The sequence below is a fragment of the Rhizobium sp. BT-226 genome (assembly GCF_025847085.2).
GTDB lineage: Bacteria > Pseudomonadota > Alphaproteobacteria > Rhizobiales > Rhizobiaceae > Rhizobium > Rhizobium sophorae.
The window spans coordinates 1,836,262-1,856,576 of the sequence record NZ_JAOYTI010000001.1; the positions used below are offsets into that span (position 1 = coordinate 1,836,262).

Annotated in this window: 18 protein-coding genes; 10 read left to right on the top strand and 8 right to left on the bottom strand. The window is 61.6% G+C overall.

Features of this window, described 5'->3' with window-relative positions; translation table 11 throughout:
• Position 1 precedes the first annotated feature (1 nt).
• Positions 2 to 655, bottom strand: a complete 654-nt coding sequence (locus OIU37_RS09310; protein ID WP_171605408.1) for a TetR family transcriptional regulator C-terminal domain-containing protein — start codon at positions 653 to 655, stop codon at positions 2 to 4.
• Positions 656 to 953: 298 nt separating this feature from the next.
• Here OIU37_RS09310 and OIU37_RS09315 point away from each other — a divergent pair, with 298 nt between their 5' ends.
• Genes OIU37_RS09315 through hydA form a run of 3 tightly spaced genes read left to right on the top strand, consistent with a single transcriptional unit; the run spans position 954 to position 4,248 of the window.
• On the top strand, positions 954 to 2,207 hold the full coding sequence (locus OIU37_RS09315) for a Zn-dependent hydrolase (RefSeq protein ID WP_264257187.1): 1,254 nt from the start codon (positions 954 to 956) through the stop codon (positions 2,205 to 2,207).
• Complete coding sequence (locus OIU37_RS09320; protein ID WP_168309319.1) at positions 2,207 to 2,791, top strand: endonuclease domain-containing protein; 585 nt, start codon at positions 2,207 to 2,209, stop codon at positions 2,789 to 2,791. The genes OIU37_RS09315 and OIU37_RS09320 overlap by 1 nt, the downstream gene beginning before the upstream one ends.
• A 2-nt stretch (positions 2,792 to 2,793) precedes the next feature.
• Complete coding sequence (hydA, locus tag OIU37_RS09325) at positions 2,794 to 4,248, top strand: dihydropyrimidinase (protein ID WP_264257189.1); 1,455 nt, start codon at positions 2,794 to 2,796, stop codon at positions 4,246 to 4,248.
• 58 nt (positions 4,249 to 4,306) lie between these two features.
• Here the strand turns inward: hydA and OIU37_RS09330 are convergent, their stop codons facing one another.
• Positions 4,307 to 4,720, bottom strand: coding sequence for a cupin domain-containing protein (locus OIU37_RS09330; RefSeq protein ID WP_003542280.1), 414 nt, complete (start codon positions 4,718 to 4,720; stop codon positions 4,307 to 4,309).
• A gap of 94 nt (positions 4,721 to 4,814) precedes the next feature.
• Between OIU37_RS09330 and OIU37_RS09335 the strand changes: the two genes are divergently transcribed.
• The 7 genes from OIU37_RS09335 to OIU37_RS09365 all read left to right on the top strand — a co-directional run bounded on the left by OIU37_RS09335 (position 4,815) and on the right by OIU37_RS09365 (position 14,528).
• Positions 4,815 to 5,600 (top strand): ABC transporter ATP-binding protein, encoded by a 786-nt coding sequence (locus OIU37_RS09335; RefSeq protein WP_168314298.1) that lies wholly within the window; start codon positions 4,815 to 4,817, stop codon positions 5,598 to 5,600.
• Positions 5,601 to 5,663: 63 nt separating this feature from the next.
• Positions 5,664 to 6,593 (top strand): ABC transporter permease, encoded by a 930-nt coding sequence (locus OIU37_RS09340; protein WP_264257190.1) that lies wholly within the window; start codon positions 5,664 to 5,666, stop codon positions 6,591 to 6,593.
• Positions 6,590 to 7,717, top strand: coding sequence for an ABC transporter permease (locus tag OIU37_RS09345; RefSeq protein WP_264257191.1), 1,128 nt, complete (start codon positions 6,590 to 6,592; stop codon positions 7,715 to 7,717). The genes OIU37_RS09340 and OIU37_RS09345 overlap by 4 nt, the downstream gene beginning before the upstream one ends.
• A gap of 58 nt (positions 7,718 to 7,775) precedes the next feature.
• Positions 7,776 to 8,747: an ABC transporter substrate-binding protein gene (locus tag OIU37_RS09350; protein ID WP_180694361.1), complete on the top strand. Its 972-nt coding sequence runs from the start codon at positions 7,776 to 7,778 to the stop codon at positions 8,745 to 8,747.
• 401 nt (positions 8,748 to 9,148) lie between these two features.
• A complete protein-coding gene (locus OIU37_RS09355) occupies positions 9,149 to 10,339 on the top strand; it encodes an efflux RND transporter periplasmic adaptor subunit (RefSeq protein WP_240605229.1) in 1,191 nt (396 codons plus the stop codon).
• 12 nt (positions 10,340 to 10,351) lie between these two features.
• A complete protein-coding gene (locus tag OIU37_RS09360; RefSeq protein WP_264257192.1) occupies positions 10,352 to 13,678 on the top strand; it encodes an efflux RND transporter permease subunit in 3,327 nt (1,108 codons plus the stop codon).
• 166 nt (positions 13,679 to 13,844) lie between these two features.
• On the top strand, positions 13,845 to 14,528 hold the full coding sequence (locus OIU37_RS09365; protein WP_264257193.1) for a Crp/Fnr family transcriptional regulator: 684 nt from the start codon (positions 13,845 to 13,847) through the stop codon (positions 14,526 to 14,528).
• A gap of 18 nt (positions 14,529 to 14,546) precedes the next feature.
• Here OIU37_RS09365 and ureG read toward each other — a convergent pair whose 3' ends face one another.
• From ureG to ureC, 6 genes are all read right to left on the bottom strand, one after another.
• Positions 14,547 to 15,158, bottom strand: coding sequence for an urease accessory protein UreG (gene ureG / locus OIU37_RS09370; RefSeq protein WP_171605398.1), 612 nt, complete (start codon positions 15,156 to 15,158; stop codon positions 14,547 to 14,549).
• A 189-nt stretch (positions 15,159 to 15,347) separates the two neighbouring features.
• Positions 15,348 to 16,019, bottom strand: coding sequence for an urease accessory protein UreF (locus OIU37_RS09375; RefSeq protein WP_264257194.1), 672 nt, complete (start codon positions 16,017 to 16,019; stop codon positions 15,348 to 15,350).
• A gap of 6 nt (positions 16,020 to 16,025) precedes the next feature.
• Positions 16,026 to 16,619 carry an urease accessory protein UreE gene (locus OIU37_RS09380; protein WP_264257195.1) on the bottom strand — a complete coding sequence of 198 codons (594 nt, stop codon included), beginning with the start codon at positions 16,617 to 16,619 and terminating at the stop codon, positions 16,026 to 16,028.
• An 86-nt stretch (positions 16,620 to 16,705) separates the two neighbouring features.
• Positions 16,706 to 17,569: a GGDEF domain-containing protein gene (locus OIU37_RS09385; protein ID WP_264257196.1), complete on the bottom strand. Its 864-nt coding sequence runs from the start codon at positions 17,567 to 17,569 to the stop codon at positions 16,706 to 16,708.
• A 330-nt stretch (positions 17,570 to 17,899) separates the two neighbouring features.
• On the bottom strand, positions 17,900 to 18,571 hold the full coding sequence (locus OIU37_RS09390) for a TIGR02117 family protein (protein ID WP_264257197.1): 672 nt from the start codon (positions 18,569 to 18,571) through the stop codon (positions 17,900 to 17,902).
• Between the two features lie 31 nt (positions 18,572 to 18,602).
• On the bottom strand, positions 18,603 to 20,315 hold the full coding sequence (ureC, locus tag OIU37_RS09395) for an urease subunit alpha (protein WP_003561946.1): 1,713 nt from the start codon (positions 20,313 to 20,315) through the stop codon (positions 18,603 to 18,605).

Sequence of the window (20,315 nt, forward strand, 5' to 3'; positions counted from 1 at the left end):
CTCACCCCCCAAGGGGATCCGGTGGTCGCAGGCCGCCGATGAAGAGCTGTTCGAGAAACCGCGCCGCATCCTCGAAGCGCCCTTCGCCCGAATGTTCCTGTCCCAGCACGGCACGCACCTGGACGTCGAAATCCGCGTAATGCTGCGTCGTCGACCAGATGGAGAAGATCAGGTGATAGGGGTCGCATTTGACGATCTTGCCTGATTTCGCCCAGGCGCGGATGACCTCCGCCTTCTCGTCGACCAGCTCCTTCAGCGGCCCCTTCAGCTCGTCCTCGATATGCGGCGCGCCCTGCAGCACCTCGTTGGCGAAAAGCCGGCTCTCGCGCGGAAAATCGCGGGCCATCTCCAGCTTGCGGCGAATGTAGCTGCGGATTTCCGCCTCCGGGTTACCTTCGGCGTCGAAGGCCCGCAGCGGCTCCAGCCAAGTGTAGAGCACCCGGTCGATCAGCGCCCGGTGCATGGCTTCCTTGGTGCGGAAATAATAGAGCAGGTTGGGTTTCGACATGCCGGCCACTTCGGCGATCTGGTCGATGGTCGAGCCGCGGAAACCGCTTGCCGAAAACACGTCGAGGGCCGCTTCCAGGATCTGCTCTTCCTTCTCCTCCTGGATTCGCGTCCGCCTCAGGGTTTTCGCTGCTCTCGGTATGGTCACGGGTTGTTATTTCCCCTTGAAATTCAACTTGTTCGCTCAAGTTTTGTTGGAAACGACCCCGCCGCTTTCTTAAGCAACTGCCCGTATTTTTATCGGCAATTTTCGTGATTTTCGTCTTGAGCCCGGCGGTGGAAGTTGTAATGTTTACCAATCGGTCAAATTATCCGCCAGATGCAAAACAAAGGCAACTGGCGATTTTCCGGCGCTCGACAAAATCAATAAGGGGCGCAGGAAGGACCACGGGAACAGGCGGGCATGCCCTTTGCATGACCGCCGCAAACAGGTGAGGGCATACAAAATGGTGGCAGCACCAGGCGAGAACATGCGCGTCAATGGCGACCGTCTCTGGGACAGTCTCATGGAGATGGCGAAAATCGGCCCCGGCATAGCAGGCGGCAACAACCGCCAAACGCTGACGGACGCCGATGCGCAGGGCCGCAGCGTTTTCAAAAAATGGTGTGACGATGCCGGTTTGACCATGGGCGTCGACCGCATGGGCACGATGTTCGCCACCCGCCCCGGCACCGATCCCGATGCTCTGCCCATCTATGTCGGCTCGCATCTCGACACTCAGCCGACCGGCGGCAAATATGACGGTGTGCTCGGCGTGCTTGCGGCTCTCGAAGTCGTGCGCACCATGAACGATCTCGGCATCAAGACCAAACATCCGATCGTCGTGACCAACTGGACCAACGAGGAAGGCGCGCGTTTTGCCCCCGCCATGCTGGCGTCAGGCGTCTTCGCCGGCGTACACAGCCTGGACTTCGCCTATAATCGCAGGGACCCTGAGGGCAATCTGTTCGGCGACGAACTGAAACGCATCGGCTGGGTCGGCGACGAAGAGGTCGGCGCCCGCAAGATGCACGCCTATTTCGAATATCACATCGAGCAGGGGCCGATTCTCGAAGCCGAGGAGAAGCAGATCGGCGTCGTCACCCATTGCCAGGGCCTGTGGTGGCTGGAATTCACGTTGACCGGCAAGGAAGCCCATACCGGATCGACGCCGATGAACCTGCGCGTCAATGCCGGCCTCGCCATGGCCCGCATCCTGGAAATGGTCCAGGACGTGGCGATGGGTGAGCAGCCAGGCGCCGTCGGCGGTGTCGGCCAGGTCTTCTTCTCGCCGAATTCGCGCAACGTCCTGCCGGGCAAGGTCGTCTTCACCGTCGACATCCGCTCGCCCGACAAAGAGAAGCTCGACCGCATGCGGGCAAAGATCGAGGCGAAAGCGCCTGAGATCACCGATGCACTCGGCGTCGGCTGTTCCATCGAGGCGATCGGCCACTTCGAGCCGATCACCTTCGATCCGAAACTGGTCACGTCGGTGCGCGACGCTGCCGAGCGGCTCGGCTACAGCCACATGAACATCATCTCCGGCGCCGGCCACGACGCCTGCTGGGCCGCCAAGGTCGCACCGGCAACGATGGTCATGTGCCCCTGCGTCGGCGGCCTCTCGCACAATGAGGCGGAAGAGATCTCCAAGGAATGGGCGATGGCGGGAGCCGATGTGCTGTTCCATGCGGTGGTCGAGACGGCGGAGATTGCGGTGTGATGGCTAGCGTCGCGTCTGTAGCCCCCTCATCCGACCCTTCGGGCCACCTTCTCCCCGCTGGGGAGAAGGGAACGGTGGACGTTGCGGCTTCCCCCTTCTCCCCTCGGGGAGAAGGTGCCCGACGGGCGGATGAGGGGGCTGCGGGTGCGACGAAAATTATCAAACAGGATATCCGGAAACATCGTACCAACAAGACGGGCCAAGCCAGGGCTCTTCGCCGCAACGAAACCGAAGAGGAGTACCACCTCTGGAGCGACCTGCGCGCCCGCCGCCTGAACGGCTACAAATTCGCACGGCAGGTTCCCCTCGGTCCGTTCATTGTCGATTTCCTCTGTCGTGAACAACGATTGATCGTCGAAGTCGACGGCTTCCAGCATGCCGATAGCGCGTCCGATCAGCGCCGAACTGAATGGCTCAATGTGAATGGCTATTCCGTCCTGCGCTTCTGGAACAGGGAAATCTCGCGCGAACGTCGCTCAGTACTCGAAACGATTCTAGCCGCCTTGCAGGGCCGGATCGAGATCAGCCCAGAACCGCTCGGCTTCTATTCGCCGGCCCAATCTGCAGACAAAAACGGGGAATGATCATGACCACAGTCATCAAGAACGGCACCATCGTCACCGCCGACCTGACCTATAAGGCTGACGTGAAAATCGACGGCGGCAAGATCGTCGAGATTGGTCCGAACCTCTCGGGCGACGAAACACTCGACGCCTCCGGCTGTTATATTATGCCCGGCGGCATCGATCCCCACACCCATCTCGAAATGCCCTTCATGGGCACCTATTCTTCCGACGATTTCGAGAGCGGCACCCGCGCCGCCCTTTCCGGCGGCACGACCATGGTGGTCGATTTCGCCCTGCCCGCCCCCGGCCAGTCGCTGCTCGAAGCGCTGACCATGTGGGACAACAAATCGACCCGCGCCAATTGCGATTATTCCTTCCACATGGCGGTCACCTGGTGGAGCGAGCAGGTCTTCAAGGAGATGGAAACCATCGTCCGCGACAAGGGCATCAACACCTTCAAGCACTTCATGGCCTATAAGGGCGCGCTGATGGTCGACGATGACGAGATGTTCGCCTCCTTCCAGCGCTGCGCCGAACTCGGCGCCCTTCCGCTGGTGCACGCCGAAAACGGCGACGTCGTCGCCTCGATGTCGGCAAAGCTGCTCGCCGACGGCAACAACGGCCCAGAGGCGCATGCCTACTCCCGCCCGGCGGAAGTCGAGGGTGAGGCCACCAACCGCGCCATCATGATCGCCGACATGGCCGGCTGTCCTGTTTATATCGTCCACACCTCCTGCGAACAGGCGCACGAGGCGATCCGCCGCGCCCGTGCCAAGGGCATGCGCGTCTATGGCGAACCGCTGATCCAGCACCTGACGCTCGACGAGAGCGAATATTCCAACTCCGACTGGGATCACGCGGCCCGCCGGGTGATGTCGCCGCCCTTCCGCAACAAGCAGCATCAGGATTCACTCTGGGCGGGGCTTGCCTCCGGCTCGCTGCAGGTGGTCGCCACCGACCATTGCGCCTTCACCACGGCGCAGAAGCGTTTCGGCGTCGGTGATTTCACCAAGATCCCGAACGGCACCGGCGGCCTCGAAGACCGCATGCCGATGCTCTGGACCCATGGCGTCAACACCGGGCGGCTGACGATGAACGAATTCGTCGCCGTCACCTCGACCAACATCGCCAAGATCCTCAACATCTATCCGAAGAAGGGCGCGATCCTTGTCGGCGCCGATGCCGACATCGTCGTCTGGGACCCGCAACGTTCCAAGACCATTTCGTCCAAAGCCCAGCAGTCGGCGATCGACTACAACGTCTTCGAAGGCAAGGAAGTCACCGGCCTGCCGCGCTACACGCTGACACGCGGCGTCGTGGCGATCGAGGAAGGCGCGATCAAGACCCGAGAGGGCCACGGCGAATTCGTCAGGCGCGAGCCGGTCACGGCTGTCAGCAAGGCGCTTTCCCAGTGGAAGGAGATCACCGCGCCGCGCAAGGTGACGCGTAGCGGCATTCCGGCAAGCGGCGTATGACGATGGCGCGTGACGATACGACCATCAACCGGGGACCGCTGCCTCTATGCCAATGACCTCACGCCGGTACCAAAGCGTCCAACTCCGGCAGAAGCACGACGCTTTCCTGCTCGTTCGGATCGGTGCGGGCGATGATCGCCGTGCACGGCGTGCTGCTGAGGTTTGCCGGCAAGTGCGGCACACCGGCCGGGATATAGAAAAGTTCGCCGGCATGGACGATGACGTGATGCTCGAGCCGATCTCCGTACCATGTGTGGGCCTCGCCGGAGAGCATGTAGATCGCCGTCTCGTGCGCCTCGTGCAGATGCGCCTTGGCGCGTACGCCCGGCGGGATCGTCAGGAGGTGCATGCAGATGCCCTTGGCGCCGACCGTCTCGGCCGCGACCCCTTGGAAATAGCTGAGCCCCTGCTTGCCGTCATAGGCATGATTGGGGCGAACGATGTGGCAGGTGGGCTTTGATGTCACGTCCATCCTCATCCTCCATGGAGTGTGTCGTCGATAAAACCGGCGGTAATGATAGCACGCAAACCGCGTTCCCGCGGCGAAAACAAGACTGGTCGCATTGATGCAAACACCCTCCGTCGTATCCGCCAAGGATCTCTGTCTCACCTACCAGGCCAATGACGGCCCGGTGCGTGCACTGAGCAATGTCAATCTCGATGTCCGCAAGGGCGATTTCGTCTCTTTCATCGGCCCGTCGGGCTGCGGCAAGACCACTTTCCTGCGTGTCATCGCCGATCTCGAAAAGAGCACCTCGGGCGAGATCTCGATCAACGGCATGACACCGGAAGAGGCTCGCAAGGCCCGCGCCTACGGCTATGTCTTCCAGGCGCCGGCGCTCTATCCCTGGCGCACCATCGAAAACAATATCGCCCTGCCGCTGGAGATCATGGGCTATTCCGGCGCCGACCGGACGCGCCGCATCGCCGAAGCACTCGATCTCGTCAGTCTTTCGGGCTTCGAGAAGAAATTCCCCTGGCAGCTTTCCGGTGGCATGCAGCAGCGCGCCTCGATCGCCCGCGCTCTCGCCTTCGACGCCGACCTGCTGCTGATGGACGAGCCCTTCGGCGCCTTGGACGAGATCGTCCGCGACCATCTGAACGAAGAGCTGCTGAAACTCTGGACCCGCACCAACAAGACGATCTGCTTCGTCACCCATTCCATCCCCGAGGCGGTCTACCTCTCGACCAAGATCGTGGTGATGTCTCCGCGCCCGGGCCGCGTAACCGATGTGATCGACTCGACCCTGCCGGCCGAACGCCCGCTCGACATTCGTGAAACCCCCGAGTTCCTGGCAATCGCCCATCGCGTCCGCGAAGGGCTGAGGACGGGGCATAGCCATGAGGTTTAGGCGGTTGAGTTCTAGGGTTACCCGTAGCGGCACGCTCAACGCCAATATCTGGGGGCGGTCGCTGTGAAACCCGACACCTTCAGGGACAAGATCGTCCCCGTCACCACAATCCTGCTTGCCCTCGTCGTCATCTGGTATGTCGCCGCCACCCTGATGAACGCGCCGTTCCAGCGCGACATGGACGGCCGCGCCGGCGCCACCCCTACGACCCTCGAATTCATCGGCAAGACGCTCGCCCAGCCGAAGCCGATCCTGCCGGCGCCGCATCAGGTGGCGCAGAACGTCTACGAAAACACTTTTCTGCGCAGCCTTTCGAGTAACCGCAGCCTCGTTTATCACAGCTGGGTAACCCTCTCCTCCACCCTGCTCGGCTTCGGCTTCGGCATGCTGCTCGGCATCCTTCTTGCCGTGCTGATCGTCCATAACCGCGCCATGGATCGCTCGCTGATGCCCTGGCTGGTGGCGAGCCAGACCATACCGATCCTTGCGATTGCGCCGATGATCGTCATCATCTCCTACAATGTACTGACCGGCGACAATGCAATTGCGCATCTGCTGAACCTCGATTCCGACGCTTCCCGCCTCGTTTCCAAGGCGCTGATCTCCACCTACCTCTCCTTCTTTCCGGTCGCCGTCGGCATGGTGAAGGGGCTGCGTTCGCCTGAAATCATGCATCTCGATCTGATGCGCACCTATTATGCCAGCCCGATGCAGACGTTCTGGAAGCTGCGCGTTCCAGCCTCGATCCCCTTCCTCTTCACGTCGATGAAGGTGGCGATCGCCGCCAGCCTGGTCGGCGCCATCGTCGGCGAGCTGCCGACGGGTGCCGTCGCCGGCATCGGTTCGAAGCTGCTCGCCGGCTCCTATTACAGCCAGACCATCGATATCTGGGCCGCCCTCGTCGCCGGATCGCTGGTGGCGGGCATCCTGGTTGCGGTTGTCGGCGTTGCGGCGAAGATCGTCGACCGCGCCATGGGCGGGAGGCCGGCATGAGACATCTGACCTTCTCCTGGCAAGGCGTGGTCGCCCTCCTCCTCTGCGTCGGGGCTCTGACGGCCCTGCCGCTCCTGGCCGAGGGCGCGGCGCGCGCCCTCACCGACGGCACGGCAAGCCTCATTTTCACCATCGTCATCGCGGCTGCCCTGCTGTCATTCGCACCGCAGCCGCCGGCCTATCGGGCCACCGTGCTGTTTATCGGCGCGCATGGCGCCGGCTGGATGCTGCTTTCGGCTCTTTCCGGCAACGAGGGCACGGCGACGCGGGCTTTCTTCCTGCTGCTCTTCGCCTGCTGGCTGCTTGCCTGGCGATGCGTCACCGAACTGTCGAAACTGCAGCCCGTCACCACTTTCGGCAAGTCGGCGCTCCAGCTCCTGATCCCGGCGATCTTCGGCGCCTGGATCCTCATTCTCTGGGAAGCGGTGACGCGTGGCGCCGGCGTTCCCTTCATCCTGCTGCCGCCGCCGAGCGCCATCGGCGCGCGGTTCATGGCGTCGCTGCCGATCCTCGGCGCGGACGTCAGGCAGACGATCTTCAAGGCGGTGCTGATCGGCTATATCGTCGGCTGCCTCAGTGGCTTCGTCGTCGCGGTGCTCGCCGACCGCATCGCCTTCCTGCGCCGCGGCCTTCTGCCGATCGGCAACATGGTCTCGGCCCTGCCGATCATCGGCGTCGCCCCTGTCATGGTCATGTGGTTCGGTTTCGACTGGCCGTCGAAGGCCGCCGTCGTTATCATCATGACCTTCTTTCCGATGCTGGTGAATACCGTCGCCGGCCTTGCCGCCTCCGGCAGCATGGAGCGCGACCTGATGCGCACCTATGCCTCCGGCTATTGGCAGACGCTGCTGAAACTCAGGCTTCCGGCGGCAATGCCCTTCATTTTCAATGCACTGAAGATCAACTCGACGCTGGCGCTGATTGGTGCCATCGTTGCGGAATTCTTCGGGACGCCGATCGTCGGCATGGGCTTCCGTATCTCCACCGAGATCGGCCGCATGAATGTCGACATGGTCTGGGCGGAAATCGCCGTCGCGGCGCTGGCCGGCTCGATCTTCTATGGCATCATCGCCCTGACCGAACGGGCGGTGACGTTCTGGCATCCGTCTATCCGTGGTGGCTAGGCGCGCGCGGGCTCCTGAAACGGGTCCGGGCATAACTTCAGAGGGTAAGGATAAGAAAATGAGAAAGTTGATGGTTGCAATGATGGCGAGCGCGATGTCGCTTGCAGCGGCCCATGCGATGGCCGCCGACAAGGTGGTGCTGCAGCTGAAATGGGTCACGCAGAGCCAGTTCGGCGGCTATTACGTCGCCAAGGACAAGGGTTTTTACAAGGAAGAAGGCCTCGACGTCGAGATCAAGCCGGGCGGCCCCGATATTGCCCCCGAGCAGGTGATCGCCGGCGGCGGCGCCGATGTCATCGTCGACTGGATGGGCGGCGCCCTGGTTGCCCGCGAAAAGGGCGTTCCGCTCGTCAACATCGCCCAGCCCTACCAGAAGTCCGGCCTGGAAATGATCTGCCGCAAGGACGGCCCGGTCAAGACCGAAGCCGACTTCAAGGGCCACACGCTCGGCGTCTGGTTCTTCGGCAATGAGTATCCCTTCTTCGCCTGGATGAACAAGCTCGGCCTGTCGACCGAAGGCGGCCCGAACGGCGTCACAGTGCTGAAGCAGAGCTTCGACGTGCAGCCGCTCGTCCAGAAGCAGGCCGACTGCATCTCCGTCATGACCTATAACGAATACTGGCAGGCGATCGATGCCGGCTTCAAGCCGGAAGAACTGACGGTCTTCAACTACACCGAGATGGGCAACGACCTTCTCGAAGACGGCCTCTATGCGATGGAGGACAAGCTGAAGGACCCGGCCTTCAAGGAAAAAATGGTCAAGTTCGTCCGCGCCTCGATGAAGGGCTGGAAATATGCGACCGAAAACCCCGACGAAGCCGCCGAGATCGTCCTGGACAATGGCGGCCAGGACGAGAACCATCAGAAGCGCATGATGGGCGAAGTCGCCAAGCTGGTCGGCGACAGCTCCGGCAAGCTGGACGAGGCGCTTTATGCTCGCACGGCAAAGGCGCTGCTCGACCAGAAGATCATCAGCAAGGAGCCCTCGGGCGCCTGGACGCACGACATCACCGACGCCGCTTCGAAGTAGGCGCCGGAGACATTCTGAAAGCGAAACGCGCGGGGTTTTCCCGCGCGTTTTGTTTTTTCCGCCTAAACGCAAAAAAACGCCTTGCAACTGTCGCATTTATCAGGCGTCAAACGTCATACACTTTGAAGCGTGATCAATCTTCGTAATGTTGACATAACCTTGCGGTGATTGATTGACGTCGGAATGCTAATTATTATCGCCTAATGGGGAATTGTTTTCTGCCGTACTTGTAGATCGAGCAAATCGATACCACCTACAAGCCGAATTTGCCGGCGAGGGATGAAGACGGCAAAGGATCGGCGGATACCTCTGAGAATGCAGGAAGGGCAGTGGCCTGATCGCGCGCTGAGTGGCAGACGCTCGAGTTCGGCCAACCTTATCATAAGATTGGACGAAGACGCATGGCACGTAAGCCGATTGGAATTCTAGGCGCCTCCACCCTTTTTGCGGCGGCTCTCGCCGCATCCGCCGCATTTTCGCAGGAGACGCCGGTTGCAAAACCGCAGCAGAACCTGCCGGCGATCGTCGTCACCCAGGCGACGAACCGAACCCTCGTCGACCGCGTTATCGGCACGGGTACGGTCAAACCCGTCGAAGAAGTCTATATCCAACCGCAGGTCGAAGGCCTCTCCATCCGCACGCTGAAAGCCGATGTCGGCGACAAAGTGCAGGCGGAAAGCACGCTTGCCACGCTGAACGATGACGCGCTGATCCTGGAAAAGAGCCAGATGCTGGCGACGAAAGCCAAGGGCGAGGCAAGCCTCGCCCAGTTGCGCGCCCAGCTCGTCGAGGCCCAGGCTAATGCCGAACAGGCAAGGCAGCAGCAGGCCCGCGCCCAGGAAATGGTCAAGAAGGGCACGGTTTCCACCGCCCAGGTCGAGCAGGCCGACGCGACGGCCGCCGCCGCCAATGCCCGCGTATCTTCCGCCGAGCAGGCGATCGAAGTTTCCGAAGCCGATCTCAAGGTCTTCGACAGCCAGATCGCCGATGCCGATCTGAAACTGGCGCGCACCGCTGTGAAGACGCCGGTCGCCGGCACGGTCTCGGCCAAGAACGCCAAGGTCGGCGCCATCGCCGCCGGCAACGGCGACCCGCTCTTCACCATCATCCGTAACGGCGATATCGAGCTCGTCGCCGAAGTCGCCGAAAGTGATATCGTGAGAGTCATGGCCGGTCAGAAGGCTGCGATTTCGCTCTCCGGCAGCCGCGAGAAACTGTCCGGCGCCGTGCGCCTGGTCTCGCCGACCGTCGATCCGGTCACCCGCCTCGGTCTCGTCCATATCTCCATCGACGACGACAGCAAGGCGCGCTCGGGCATGTATGGCAGCGCCGAGATCATCGTGCGCGAGACTGAGGGCGTATCGCTTCCCCTCACCGCCGTGCTCACCGGCAGCGAAGGCTCCTCCGCCCGCAGGGTCGAGGATGGCGTGGTGAAATACGCCAAGGTCGAGACCGGCATCCAGGACGGTGCCTATGTCGAGATCGTCAATGGATTGAAGACCGGCGACGAGGTCGTGGCCAAGGCAGGCGCTTACGTCCGTGACGGCGACCACATCACCCCGGTGCGTGAACAGCCCCCGGCTTCCAACTAAAGAGACCATCCGATGAATTTTTCAGCCTGGTCCATTCGAAACCCCATCGCACCGCTCCTGGCCTTCTGCCTGCTGGTGTTCATCGGCATACAGTCCTTCAACTCGCTGCCGATCACCCGTTTTCCCAACATCGACGTGCCGCTGGTTTCGATCAGCGTGACGCAGAGCGGCGCTTCGCCGGCCGAACTCGAAATGCAGGTGACGAAGGAGATCGAAGACGCGGTCGCCTCAATCACCGGCATCGACGAGATCCAGTCGACGGTGACCGACGGCAGCTCGCAGACCAACGTCATGTTCCGCATGGAAGTGCCGACCGAACAGGCCGTGCAGGACACCAAGGACGCGATCGACCGCATCCGCAGCGATCTGCCGGCAAACGTCGAAGAACCGATCGTCTCCAAGGTCGATGTCGAAGGCCAGGCGATCCAGACCTTCGCCGTTTCCTCGCCCGCCATGTCGCTGGAGGAACTTTCCTGGTTCGTTGACGACACGATCAAGCGTTCGCTGCAGGGCCAGGCCGGTATCGGCCGCGTCGACCGCTACGGCGGCGCCGAGCGCGAGGTGCGCATCGAACTCACCCCCGACAAACTCAACGCCTACGGCATCACCGCCGCCAGCGTGAACGAGCAGCTGCGCGGCACCAACATCGATCTCGGCTCCGGCCGCGGCCAGGTGGCCGGCAGCGAACAGGCGATCCGCGTCCTGGGCGACGCCCGCAATGTCGCCGAACTCGCCGACACGACGATTGCGCTGCCGAACGGCCGCTTCGTCAAGCTGTCCGATCTCGGCGTCATCAAGGACACCTATGAGGAGCCGAAATCCTTCTCGCGCTTCAACGCTACGCCGGTCGTCACCTTCGGCGTTTTCCGTTCCAAGGGCGCCAGCGAGGTCAGCGTCGCCGAAACCGTGGGTCAAAGCCTCGACAAGGTGCGGGCCGAAAACCCGAACGTGAAGATCGAACTGATCGACGATTCGGTTTATTTCACCTATGGCAACTACGAAGCCGCCATCCATACGCTGCTCGAAGGCGCGCTGCTCGCCGTCATCGTCGTCTTCCTGTTCCTCCGGAACTGGCGCGCAACGCTGATTTCGGCAATCGCCCTTCCCCTGTCCGCGATCCCGACCTTCTGGATCATGGACATGATGGGCTTCTCGCTGAACCTAGTCAGCTTCCTCGCCTTGACACTTGCGACCGGTATTCTCGTCGACGATGCGATCGTCGAAATCGAAAACATCGCCCGCCACATCAAGATGGGCAAGACGCCCTACCGAGCGGCGATCGAGGCGGCTGATGAAATCGGCCTCGCCGTCATCGCCACCACCTTCACGATCATCGCCGTCTTCGTGCCGGTTTCCTTCATGCCGGGCATTCCGGGCCAGTACTTTATCCAGTTCGGCCTGACCGTCGCCTTCTCCGTCTTCTTCTCGCTGATGGTGGCGCGCCTCATCACCCCGATGATGGCCGCCTATCTGATGCGCGCCGAAGACGCGATGGAAGACCATCACGACAATGACAGCCTGCTGATGAAGGGCTATACGCGCCTTGTCACCGGCACCACCCGCAAGTGGTATTGGCGTTATACGACGCTGATTGCGGCGCTCGTCTTCCTCGTCGGTTCCGTCGGCCTGCTGATGCAGGTTCCGGGCAGCTTCCTGCCGCCGGAAGATGCCTCGCGTATCGTTCTCTCCGTCGAGCTGCCGCCGAATGCACGGCTTGACGACACCGAGAAGACGACGGATGCGATCTACGACAGGGTCAAGGACATCAACGGCGTCGATAGCGTCTTCGTTCTCGGCGGCGCATCGCCGAAGGGTGATCTCGAACTGCGCCGCGCGACCGTCACGCTGGCACTCGACAAGCTCGACCAATCGCTGGTCAAGAAGATGGTCAACGACGTACTCGGCCATATCCCGGTCATCGGCCCGATGCTGCCGAAGGTGGAAGTCCACGGCCGCGAACGTCCGCAATGGAATATCGAAAAGGAAGTCTTCGCCAAGCTGCACGACATTCCCGACGTCCATATCCTGAAGCTCAACGACCGCGGCGAACGCGACCTCTCCTTCAACTTCCTCTCCAAGAACGACAAGGACCTGAACGACGCCGTCGGCATTCTGGAATCCAAGCTCCGCGCCGATCCGCTGCTTGCCAATGTCAGCGCCGACGGCGCCCTGCCCCGTCCTGAACTGCAGGTTCATCCGCGCAAGGATGAGGCAGCCCGCCTCGGCATCACGCCGCAGCAGATCTCCGAGACGATCCGCGTCGCCACCATCGGCGATGTCGATGCAGCTCTTGCCAAGATCTCGCTCGACGATCGCCAGATCCCGATCCGTGTCCAGACTTCGCTCGACATGCGCCGCGATCTCTCGGCCATCCGGGCGCTCAAGATCCAGACCGCCAGCGGCGGCACTGTTCCGCTCGCAAGCGTCGCCAATATCGACTATTCGGAAGGCGTAAGCTCGATCAAGCGCAACAACCGTTACCGCGTCGTCTCGATCGGGTCCGACCTGCCGCAGGGGGTGGCGCTCGACACGGCTTCGGCCCGCTTCCGCGAGATCGTCAATGGGGCCAACATCCCGGCCACGGTGCACCTTGCCGAAAGCGGCGACACCAAGGTGCAGACCGAGATGCAGCAGAGCTTCGTCAACGCCATGCTGATGGGCCTCCTGTTGGTGCTGACAGTGCTGATCCTGCTTTTCAAGGACGTGATCCAGCCCTTCACCATCCTGTTCTCGCTGCCGCTCGCCATTGGCGGCGTCGCAGTCGCACTGATCATCACCAGCAACCCGCTGTCTATGCCCGTCATGATCGGCATCCTGATGCTGATGGGTGTCGTCACCAAGAACGCGATCCTGCTCGTCGATTTCGCGATCGAGATGCGCCACCGAGGCATGGCTCGCGTCGAGGCCATGGTCGAAGCCGGCCGCAAGCGCGCCCGACCGATCATCATGACCTCGATCGCCATGTCGGCGGGCATGCTGCCTTCGGCACTCGGTGTCGGCGAAGGCGGCTCGTTCCGCGCACCAATGGCGACCGCGGTGATCGGCGGCATCATCGTCTCGACCGTGCTCTCGCTCGTCGTCGTGCCTTCCTTCTTCCTGATCATGGACGACCTCTCCCGCCTGCTCGGCTGGGCTTTCGGTCGCCTGGTCGGCAAGAAGGACGACGAAGAGCTGCCGCTATCGCGCGAGGATCTCACCCGCGTCACCCGCGAGAACCGCGACGACATCGACTCGCTGGAGGAACGCCTGACCGCGATCGAAAAGCCGGACAGCAAACGCAAGACCGCCAACGGCAACGACACCAACGTACTCCGCCTGCCGCCCTTCGCAGCGGAATAAGCAAAAACCAGGAAATGAACGGGCCGGGAGCGTTCTCCCGGCCCGTTTCGTTTTTGTAGTTCATTTCTTGGCGTTGACCAAAATCAACTCCGCCTTCGGCTCCTTCCCGTATTTTGCCCGGCAGCCTTAAGGAATTGAAAGTCCGGCCATATCAGGAGACCGGGAGATGAACAGAAAGCTGACATTCAACGGCCATGAGGCCGCTGTACTTGCCAAGGTCGCCTTCATGACCGGGCTCGACCACAAGGAGGCTGAAGCCCTACACACCTGCGCAACAGTTCGCCTCTGCGACCCGCACGACGTTCTCTTCGAGGAGGGCGACAAGGCGGCCTATTTCTATTGCGTGCTCAGCGGTTACGTCAGGCTCTATCGCCACAACGGCGACGGCAGGCAGGCCGATATTCGCATCTGCGAGCCCGGCGACGGTTTCGCCGAATGCCTGATCCACGCCGACGAAACCTATCGCTACTGCGCGCAGGCGATGGATAATGCCGTACTGGCGCGCTTCCACATCACTAATGTCCGGCTGTTGCTCGAGGAACGGCCGCGGATCGGCAAGGCGATCATGCGCAGCCTGTCGCTGCATCTGATCTCGACGATGGAATGCCTGGCAAGCGACCGCATGCAGACCGCGCCGCAGCGCGTGGCACATTATCTGCTGACCCATTGCGTCGAGAACGGTGCGACCGCTTCGCTGCGGCTGCCGTTTCCGAAAAACCTGCTTGCCCGCAAACTCGGCCTCGCACCGGAGGCCCTCTCGCGCGCCTTCTCGACGCTGAAGACGAAAGGGGTAACGGTGCGTGGCCGAACGATCGCCATTACCGACGTCAACCTGCTGCGGCAGGTCTGACCGCCAAATTATCCCGTCTTAGAGCCCGCCCTGCTCCCTGAGGAAGTTGACGATCGAGCTGACGCCGTCGCCACGCTTCATGTCGGAGAAGACGAAGGGGCGGTTCGCACGCATGCGCGTCGCATCCCGGTCCATCACCTCGAGATCGGCGCCGACATAGGGCGCCAGATCCTTCTTGTTGATGACGAGCAGGTCCGACCGGGTGATGCCGGGCCCGCCCTTGCGCGGGATTTCCTCGCCCTGGCAGACAGAGATGACATAGATGGTGATATCGGCAAGATCAGGCGAAAAGGTCGCTGCCAGATTGTCGCCACCGGATTCGATGAAGACGACGTCGAGATCGGGGATCCGCTGGTTGAGGCCGGCGATCGCCTGCAAATTGATCGTCGCATCCTCGCGAATGGCGGTATGCGGGCAGCCGCCCGTCTCGACGCCGACGATGCGGTCCGAAGTCAATGCCTGCATCCGCACCAGCGCCTCGGCATCCTCCGTCGTGTAGATATCGTTGGTGACGACGGCGACGGAATAATCGTCGCGCATCGCCTTGCAGAGCTTTTCGGTCAGCGCCGTCTTGCCCGAGCCGACCGGCCCGCCAATGCCAACACGCAAAGGTCCGTTTCTTGATTTCATGTGTCTTACTCCAATCGAACCCCGATGATAGCGAAGCCGCCCGCCCGCGCCACCGTCAAATGACTTAGAGCGCTTGTTTTTCTTCGAATCAACCAAGCGCTCTATCTCTTTGTTTTCACGCAATTCCGGACGCAAAACCGCTGCGCACTTTTGCTGGAATTGCTCTCGCCGCAGCGATATTTCGAACAATCACGAGCGGAACAGCCGCGTCGCCTGCGTCTCGTGGCGCAGGCTGGCAATATCGGCCTGCACCGTCGCCGAACCCAGATCGTCGAGCGTCGAGGCAGACGCCCTCCGGGCAACCTCCGCGATACGATCTTCGAGACCGGCAAGTACGGCAACGCCATCCCTCTGCCCGGCGACGCCGAGGCGGATGCCGGATGAAACCGCTTGTGAGGCATAGGCGTGCAGGAAGCCGGCGAGCGCCTTCTCGGGCCTTATGTCATGGGCGCCCGTTACCGCCCCGACCGCAATGGGATAAGCGACCTTGTCGGGCAGCCGCTCGAACACATCGTCCGGCCAGGCCCGCGCCGCTGCGAGGAAAGCCTCGCCGAGCAACATCGTTTCCTGATGGCGCTCGCGTGATCCGGCAAGCGCCTCGGCGAGCGCGGCGATCTCGGCAAGACGCGCGGCTTCCGCTTGGTGCCTGTGGCTTTCAGCCAGAAGCACTGCATCGTTCCAGACCGAACCATTGCCGATCAGCGTGCCGATCCAGGTCGCAAGCGAGCTCGAATCCGTAACCAGCCCGTCGGCCACTGCCCGCTCCAGCCCACCCGAATAGGCAAAGCTGCCGATCGGAAAGGCCGGCGAGAGCCATGCCGTCAGGCGCAGCAATGCCTGCAGCTCGCGATCACTAGTCATTAAGGCTCAGTCGTGCTTATGGTCGTGATGTCCGTGGTCATGACCATGGTCATGATCATGGCCGCGATCGTGGCGGTGCTCATGCTCATGCTCGTAGCCATGTTCGTGATCGTGGTCATGGCCGTGACTATGCGTAAGATCGTGATCATGCCCATGAGAATGCCCGCCTTGGGAATGATAGGCGCCGCGCGCCGGCTGGAACGGCTCATTGATATCGAGGACGACGGCGCCGAGGCCCTGCAGCATGGTGCGGATGACATGATCGCGGAGGATGACGATGCGGTCTTCGTCGATCTGGGCGGCAAGATGCCGATTGCCGAGATGCCAGGCGAGCTCGACCAGATGCGTGCGGTCGCGTCCGCGAACCTCGAAGAGCTTCTCGTCAGCGGCGAGGATCTCGATCAGTTCGCCGTCGTCTCGGACCAAAAGGTCGCCATTGGCGAAAAGCACCGGATCCTTGAGATCGAGCATGACCATCTCGCCATTTTCCAGATGCAGCAACTTGCGGCGCAGATGGCGCAGATCATGCGGCAGCTTGACCTGAGCGATCGGATGGGAGGAAGGGGTTCCGGCGGGAAGATAGGAGGTGACGCGCTGCATGACATGTCCGTTTTTCTGAGAGGACGACCATGCAAAATAGCTCTTCCCGATGCAAGCACCAATGGCCTTTCGTCCGGCTTCGCCTTTTATATTCCGTAAGCCTGCATCACATTGTCGCTCTCCGGTCCTCTATTCTTGCCATCGACGCCATTATCGACGAGCCCGTGCCAGGCGTGATGCAGACCTTCCCGTTCGTGTACGACGCGATTGCGCCCGAGCGCCTTGGCGAGATAGAGCGCCCGGTCGGCGGAGGCATAGACCGCCTGCTTGTTGCGCCCGGCGACGAGATCGGCAACGCCGCCGGAAACGGTGATGCGGATATCATGCCCCTCGGCCCTGATGGCGCCGCTGGCGATCCGGGCTCGGACGCTTTCGATGCGTTCCATCCGCGCCTCCAGCGGCTCGCCGGAGACGATAACGCCGAACTCCTCCCCACCAAGCCTTGCGACGACGGACATCTCATCGAAGGCGGATGTGAGCATGGACGAAACGGCGATGATGACGGCATCGCCGCAGCCATGCCCGAAGCGGTCATTGATCGCCTTGAAACGGTCGACGTCAAAAATGACCAGCGACGCATTGCCATCGGTATTCTCAAGCGCCTCGGTAAAGGCGCGCCGGTTGAGCAGCCCGGAGAGTGTATCCGTGCGGCTGAGCTTTTCGAACTCCGCCCGCGAGAGCGCGAGGTCGCGCATGGCAAAGCCGGCAAACAGCGATAGCATGCCGGAAACGGTACCGCCGATCAGCCAGGATAAGATGACGCTGAAGCCGATTGCATGGGCGAGCGTCACCGGCAGGAGCCCGAGAAGATCGAGCGACGGCATCGTCAATGCGATAATGACTCCTGAGAGAATGACGGCAAGAAAAGCCATCTTCAAGGCGAAGACATAGACGTTCCTGCGGTATTGAAGATCGCCGAAATCGGCCTGCAGCGACATCCAGTTCCTCATGAGAATCAACCTTCCTGCTCGGCGTTTCCAGGCATTGATAAGAGCCCAATTGCTGTGGGTGTCTTAATTGACTCGTTAAAATTTGACAGGTTCTGGACGATTCAGTGGGCAGATTTTTTCTAGCAGGGGCTGCAAGCGTCCAATCCCTGAATCGTACAGAACATGCGAGCACCTATATCATTGACATAAAATGCCTTTTTCGGGATTTATGGTTGAGCTGTTCCAGAATGGTTTACCTGGAGAAAACACAGGGTTTCACACGGATTTTTACAACCGTACGGAGAGTCGTGTTCACAATTTCGTTTACGAACAGACCGCTCGGCGAATGCTTCAATTGTAGACAGAGGGAGATAACCGCAATGCTTGTGGAAGCGGGTTCCATATGCCGGTTCGAAGCCCAGCCGAGCGCAGGGCAGCGGCAGTCCAGGTGTTGCAGCCTAAGAGGGCGTTGAAGTATCCCCTGGCCTCGAAGAACCGGTCGATCTCGCCGTAACCCGCACCCGCAATCGGCACCACCGCGCCCGCGTCGCGCACGAAGCTCTCGGAGATAAAGTCGCGCAGCTGCGCCAATTGATCCTCACTGACATTGAATGCCGTAACGCTGGGCTGCGGCTCGGTGATATGACCGGCAAGGTCCACATGCAGCACAGAACGGTCGATCGTCAGCGCGCGCAACACTGGCAGCGGCTTCAGCTCCGCCCATGTAGGAGTTTCCAAATAGAAGGCCCGACCGCCCCAGCCGATAATGAGCCACTCCGCGCTCGGATGACCGAGCGGAAAATCGGTATTGTCGAGGAAGGAAAAGGCAGCCCGCGTTTCCGCGTCGAGCGGAATGGCAATATCGGTATGTATCGGGCCTGACAGCAGGAGAATCCGATGCGTCACCGCCGCAGACGACGCCTTGACCGGCGCAATCAGCGGCCGGGGAATGAAGGTCCCGCAGGCCGCCAAAAGCACTATCACGAATACGATCCGAGACAACCAGCGGATACCTGTCCTCATCGCGGTCGTCCGCTGCACATGGGACGTGGGCCTAGAACAAGAAATAGCGCTGCGCCATCGGCAGCACCGTCGCCGGCTCGCAAGTGAGCAGCTCACCGTTTGCCCTGACCTCGTAGGTCTCTGGATCGACCTCGATCTCGGGTGTCAGGTCGTTGTGGATCATCGATGCCTTGGAGATGCCGCCGCGCGTATTCTTCACCGCGACCAGTTCCTTGGCGACTCCGAGCCGGCCCTTCAGGCCGGCATCGAGCGACGCCTGGCTGACGAAGGTGACGGAGGAATTGGTGAGGCTCTTGCCGTAGGAGGCAAACATCGGCCGGTAGTGAACCGGCTGCGGCGTCGGGATCGAAGCGTTCGGATCGCCCATCGGCGCGGCTGCGATCGAGCCCCCGAGCAGCACCATATCGGGCTTCACCCCGAAGAAGGCCGGATTCCACAATACGAGGTCGGCACGTTTGCCGACTTCGACCGAGCCTATCTCACGGCTGAGGCCATGGGCGATCGCCGGGTTGATCGTGTATTTGGCGATATAGCGGCGGACGCGGAAATTGTCGTTGTCGCCCTTTTCCTCCTTCAGCCGGCCGCGCTGACGCTTCATCTTGTCGGCCGTCTGCCAGGTGCGGATCGCCACCTCGCCGACACGGCCCATGGCCTGGCTATCGGACGAGATGATCGAGAAAGCGCCGATATCGTGCAGGATGTCTTCCGCCGCGATCGTCTCCTTGCGGATGCGGCTTTCGGCAAAGGCGATATCTTCGGGGATCGACGGCGACAGATGGTGGCAGACCATCAGCATGTCGAGATGCTCGGCGATGGTATTGACCGTATAGGGACGCGTCGGATTGGTCGACGAGGGGATGACGTTCGGCTGGCCGCAGATCTTGATGATGTCGGGCGCATGCCCGCCGCCCGCCCCTTCCGTGTGGAAAGCATGGATGGTGCGGCCCTTGATGGCGCCGATCGTATCCTCGACGAAGCCGCTTTCGTTCAGCGTATCGGTGTGGATCATCACCTGCACGTCGTATTCGTCGGCCACCGACAGGCAGCAGTCGATGGCGCCGGGCGTCGTGCCCCAATCCTCGTGCAGCTTCAGCGAGGTGGCGCCAGCCAGCACCATTTCGGTCAGCGCCCCCGGCAGCGAAGCATTGCCCTTGCCGGCAAAGGCGAGGTTCATCGGAAAGGCGTCGGCCGCTTCGATCATGCGCGCGAGATGCCAGGGACCGGGCGTGCAGGTGGTGGCGAGCGTGCCGTGTGCAGGACCAGTGCCACCGCCGAGCATACAGGTCATGCCTGACATCAGCGCCTCCTCGATCTGCTGCGGCGCAATGAAATGGATATGGCTGTCCATGCCGCCAGCGGTGACGATCTTGCCTTCGGCAGCGATCGCCTCCGTGCCCGGGCCGACGATGATGTTGACACCCGGCTGCATGTCGGGATTACCGGCCTTGCCGATCGCGACGATGCGCCCATCCTTGAGCCCGATATCGGCCTTGTAGATGCCCGAATGATCGACGATCACCGCATTGGTGATGACCGTATCCACCGCGCCATCCGCCCGTGTCACCTGGCTCTGGCCCATGCCGTCGCGGATCACCTTGCCGCCGCCGAACTTCACCTCCTCGCCATAGGTGGTGAAATCCTTCTCGATCTCGATGAAGAGCTCCGTATCGGCAAGGCGCACCTTGTCTCCAGTGGTCGGTCCGAACATGCCGGCATAGGCGGCGCGCGAGATCTTGTAGGGCAT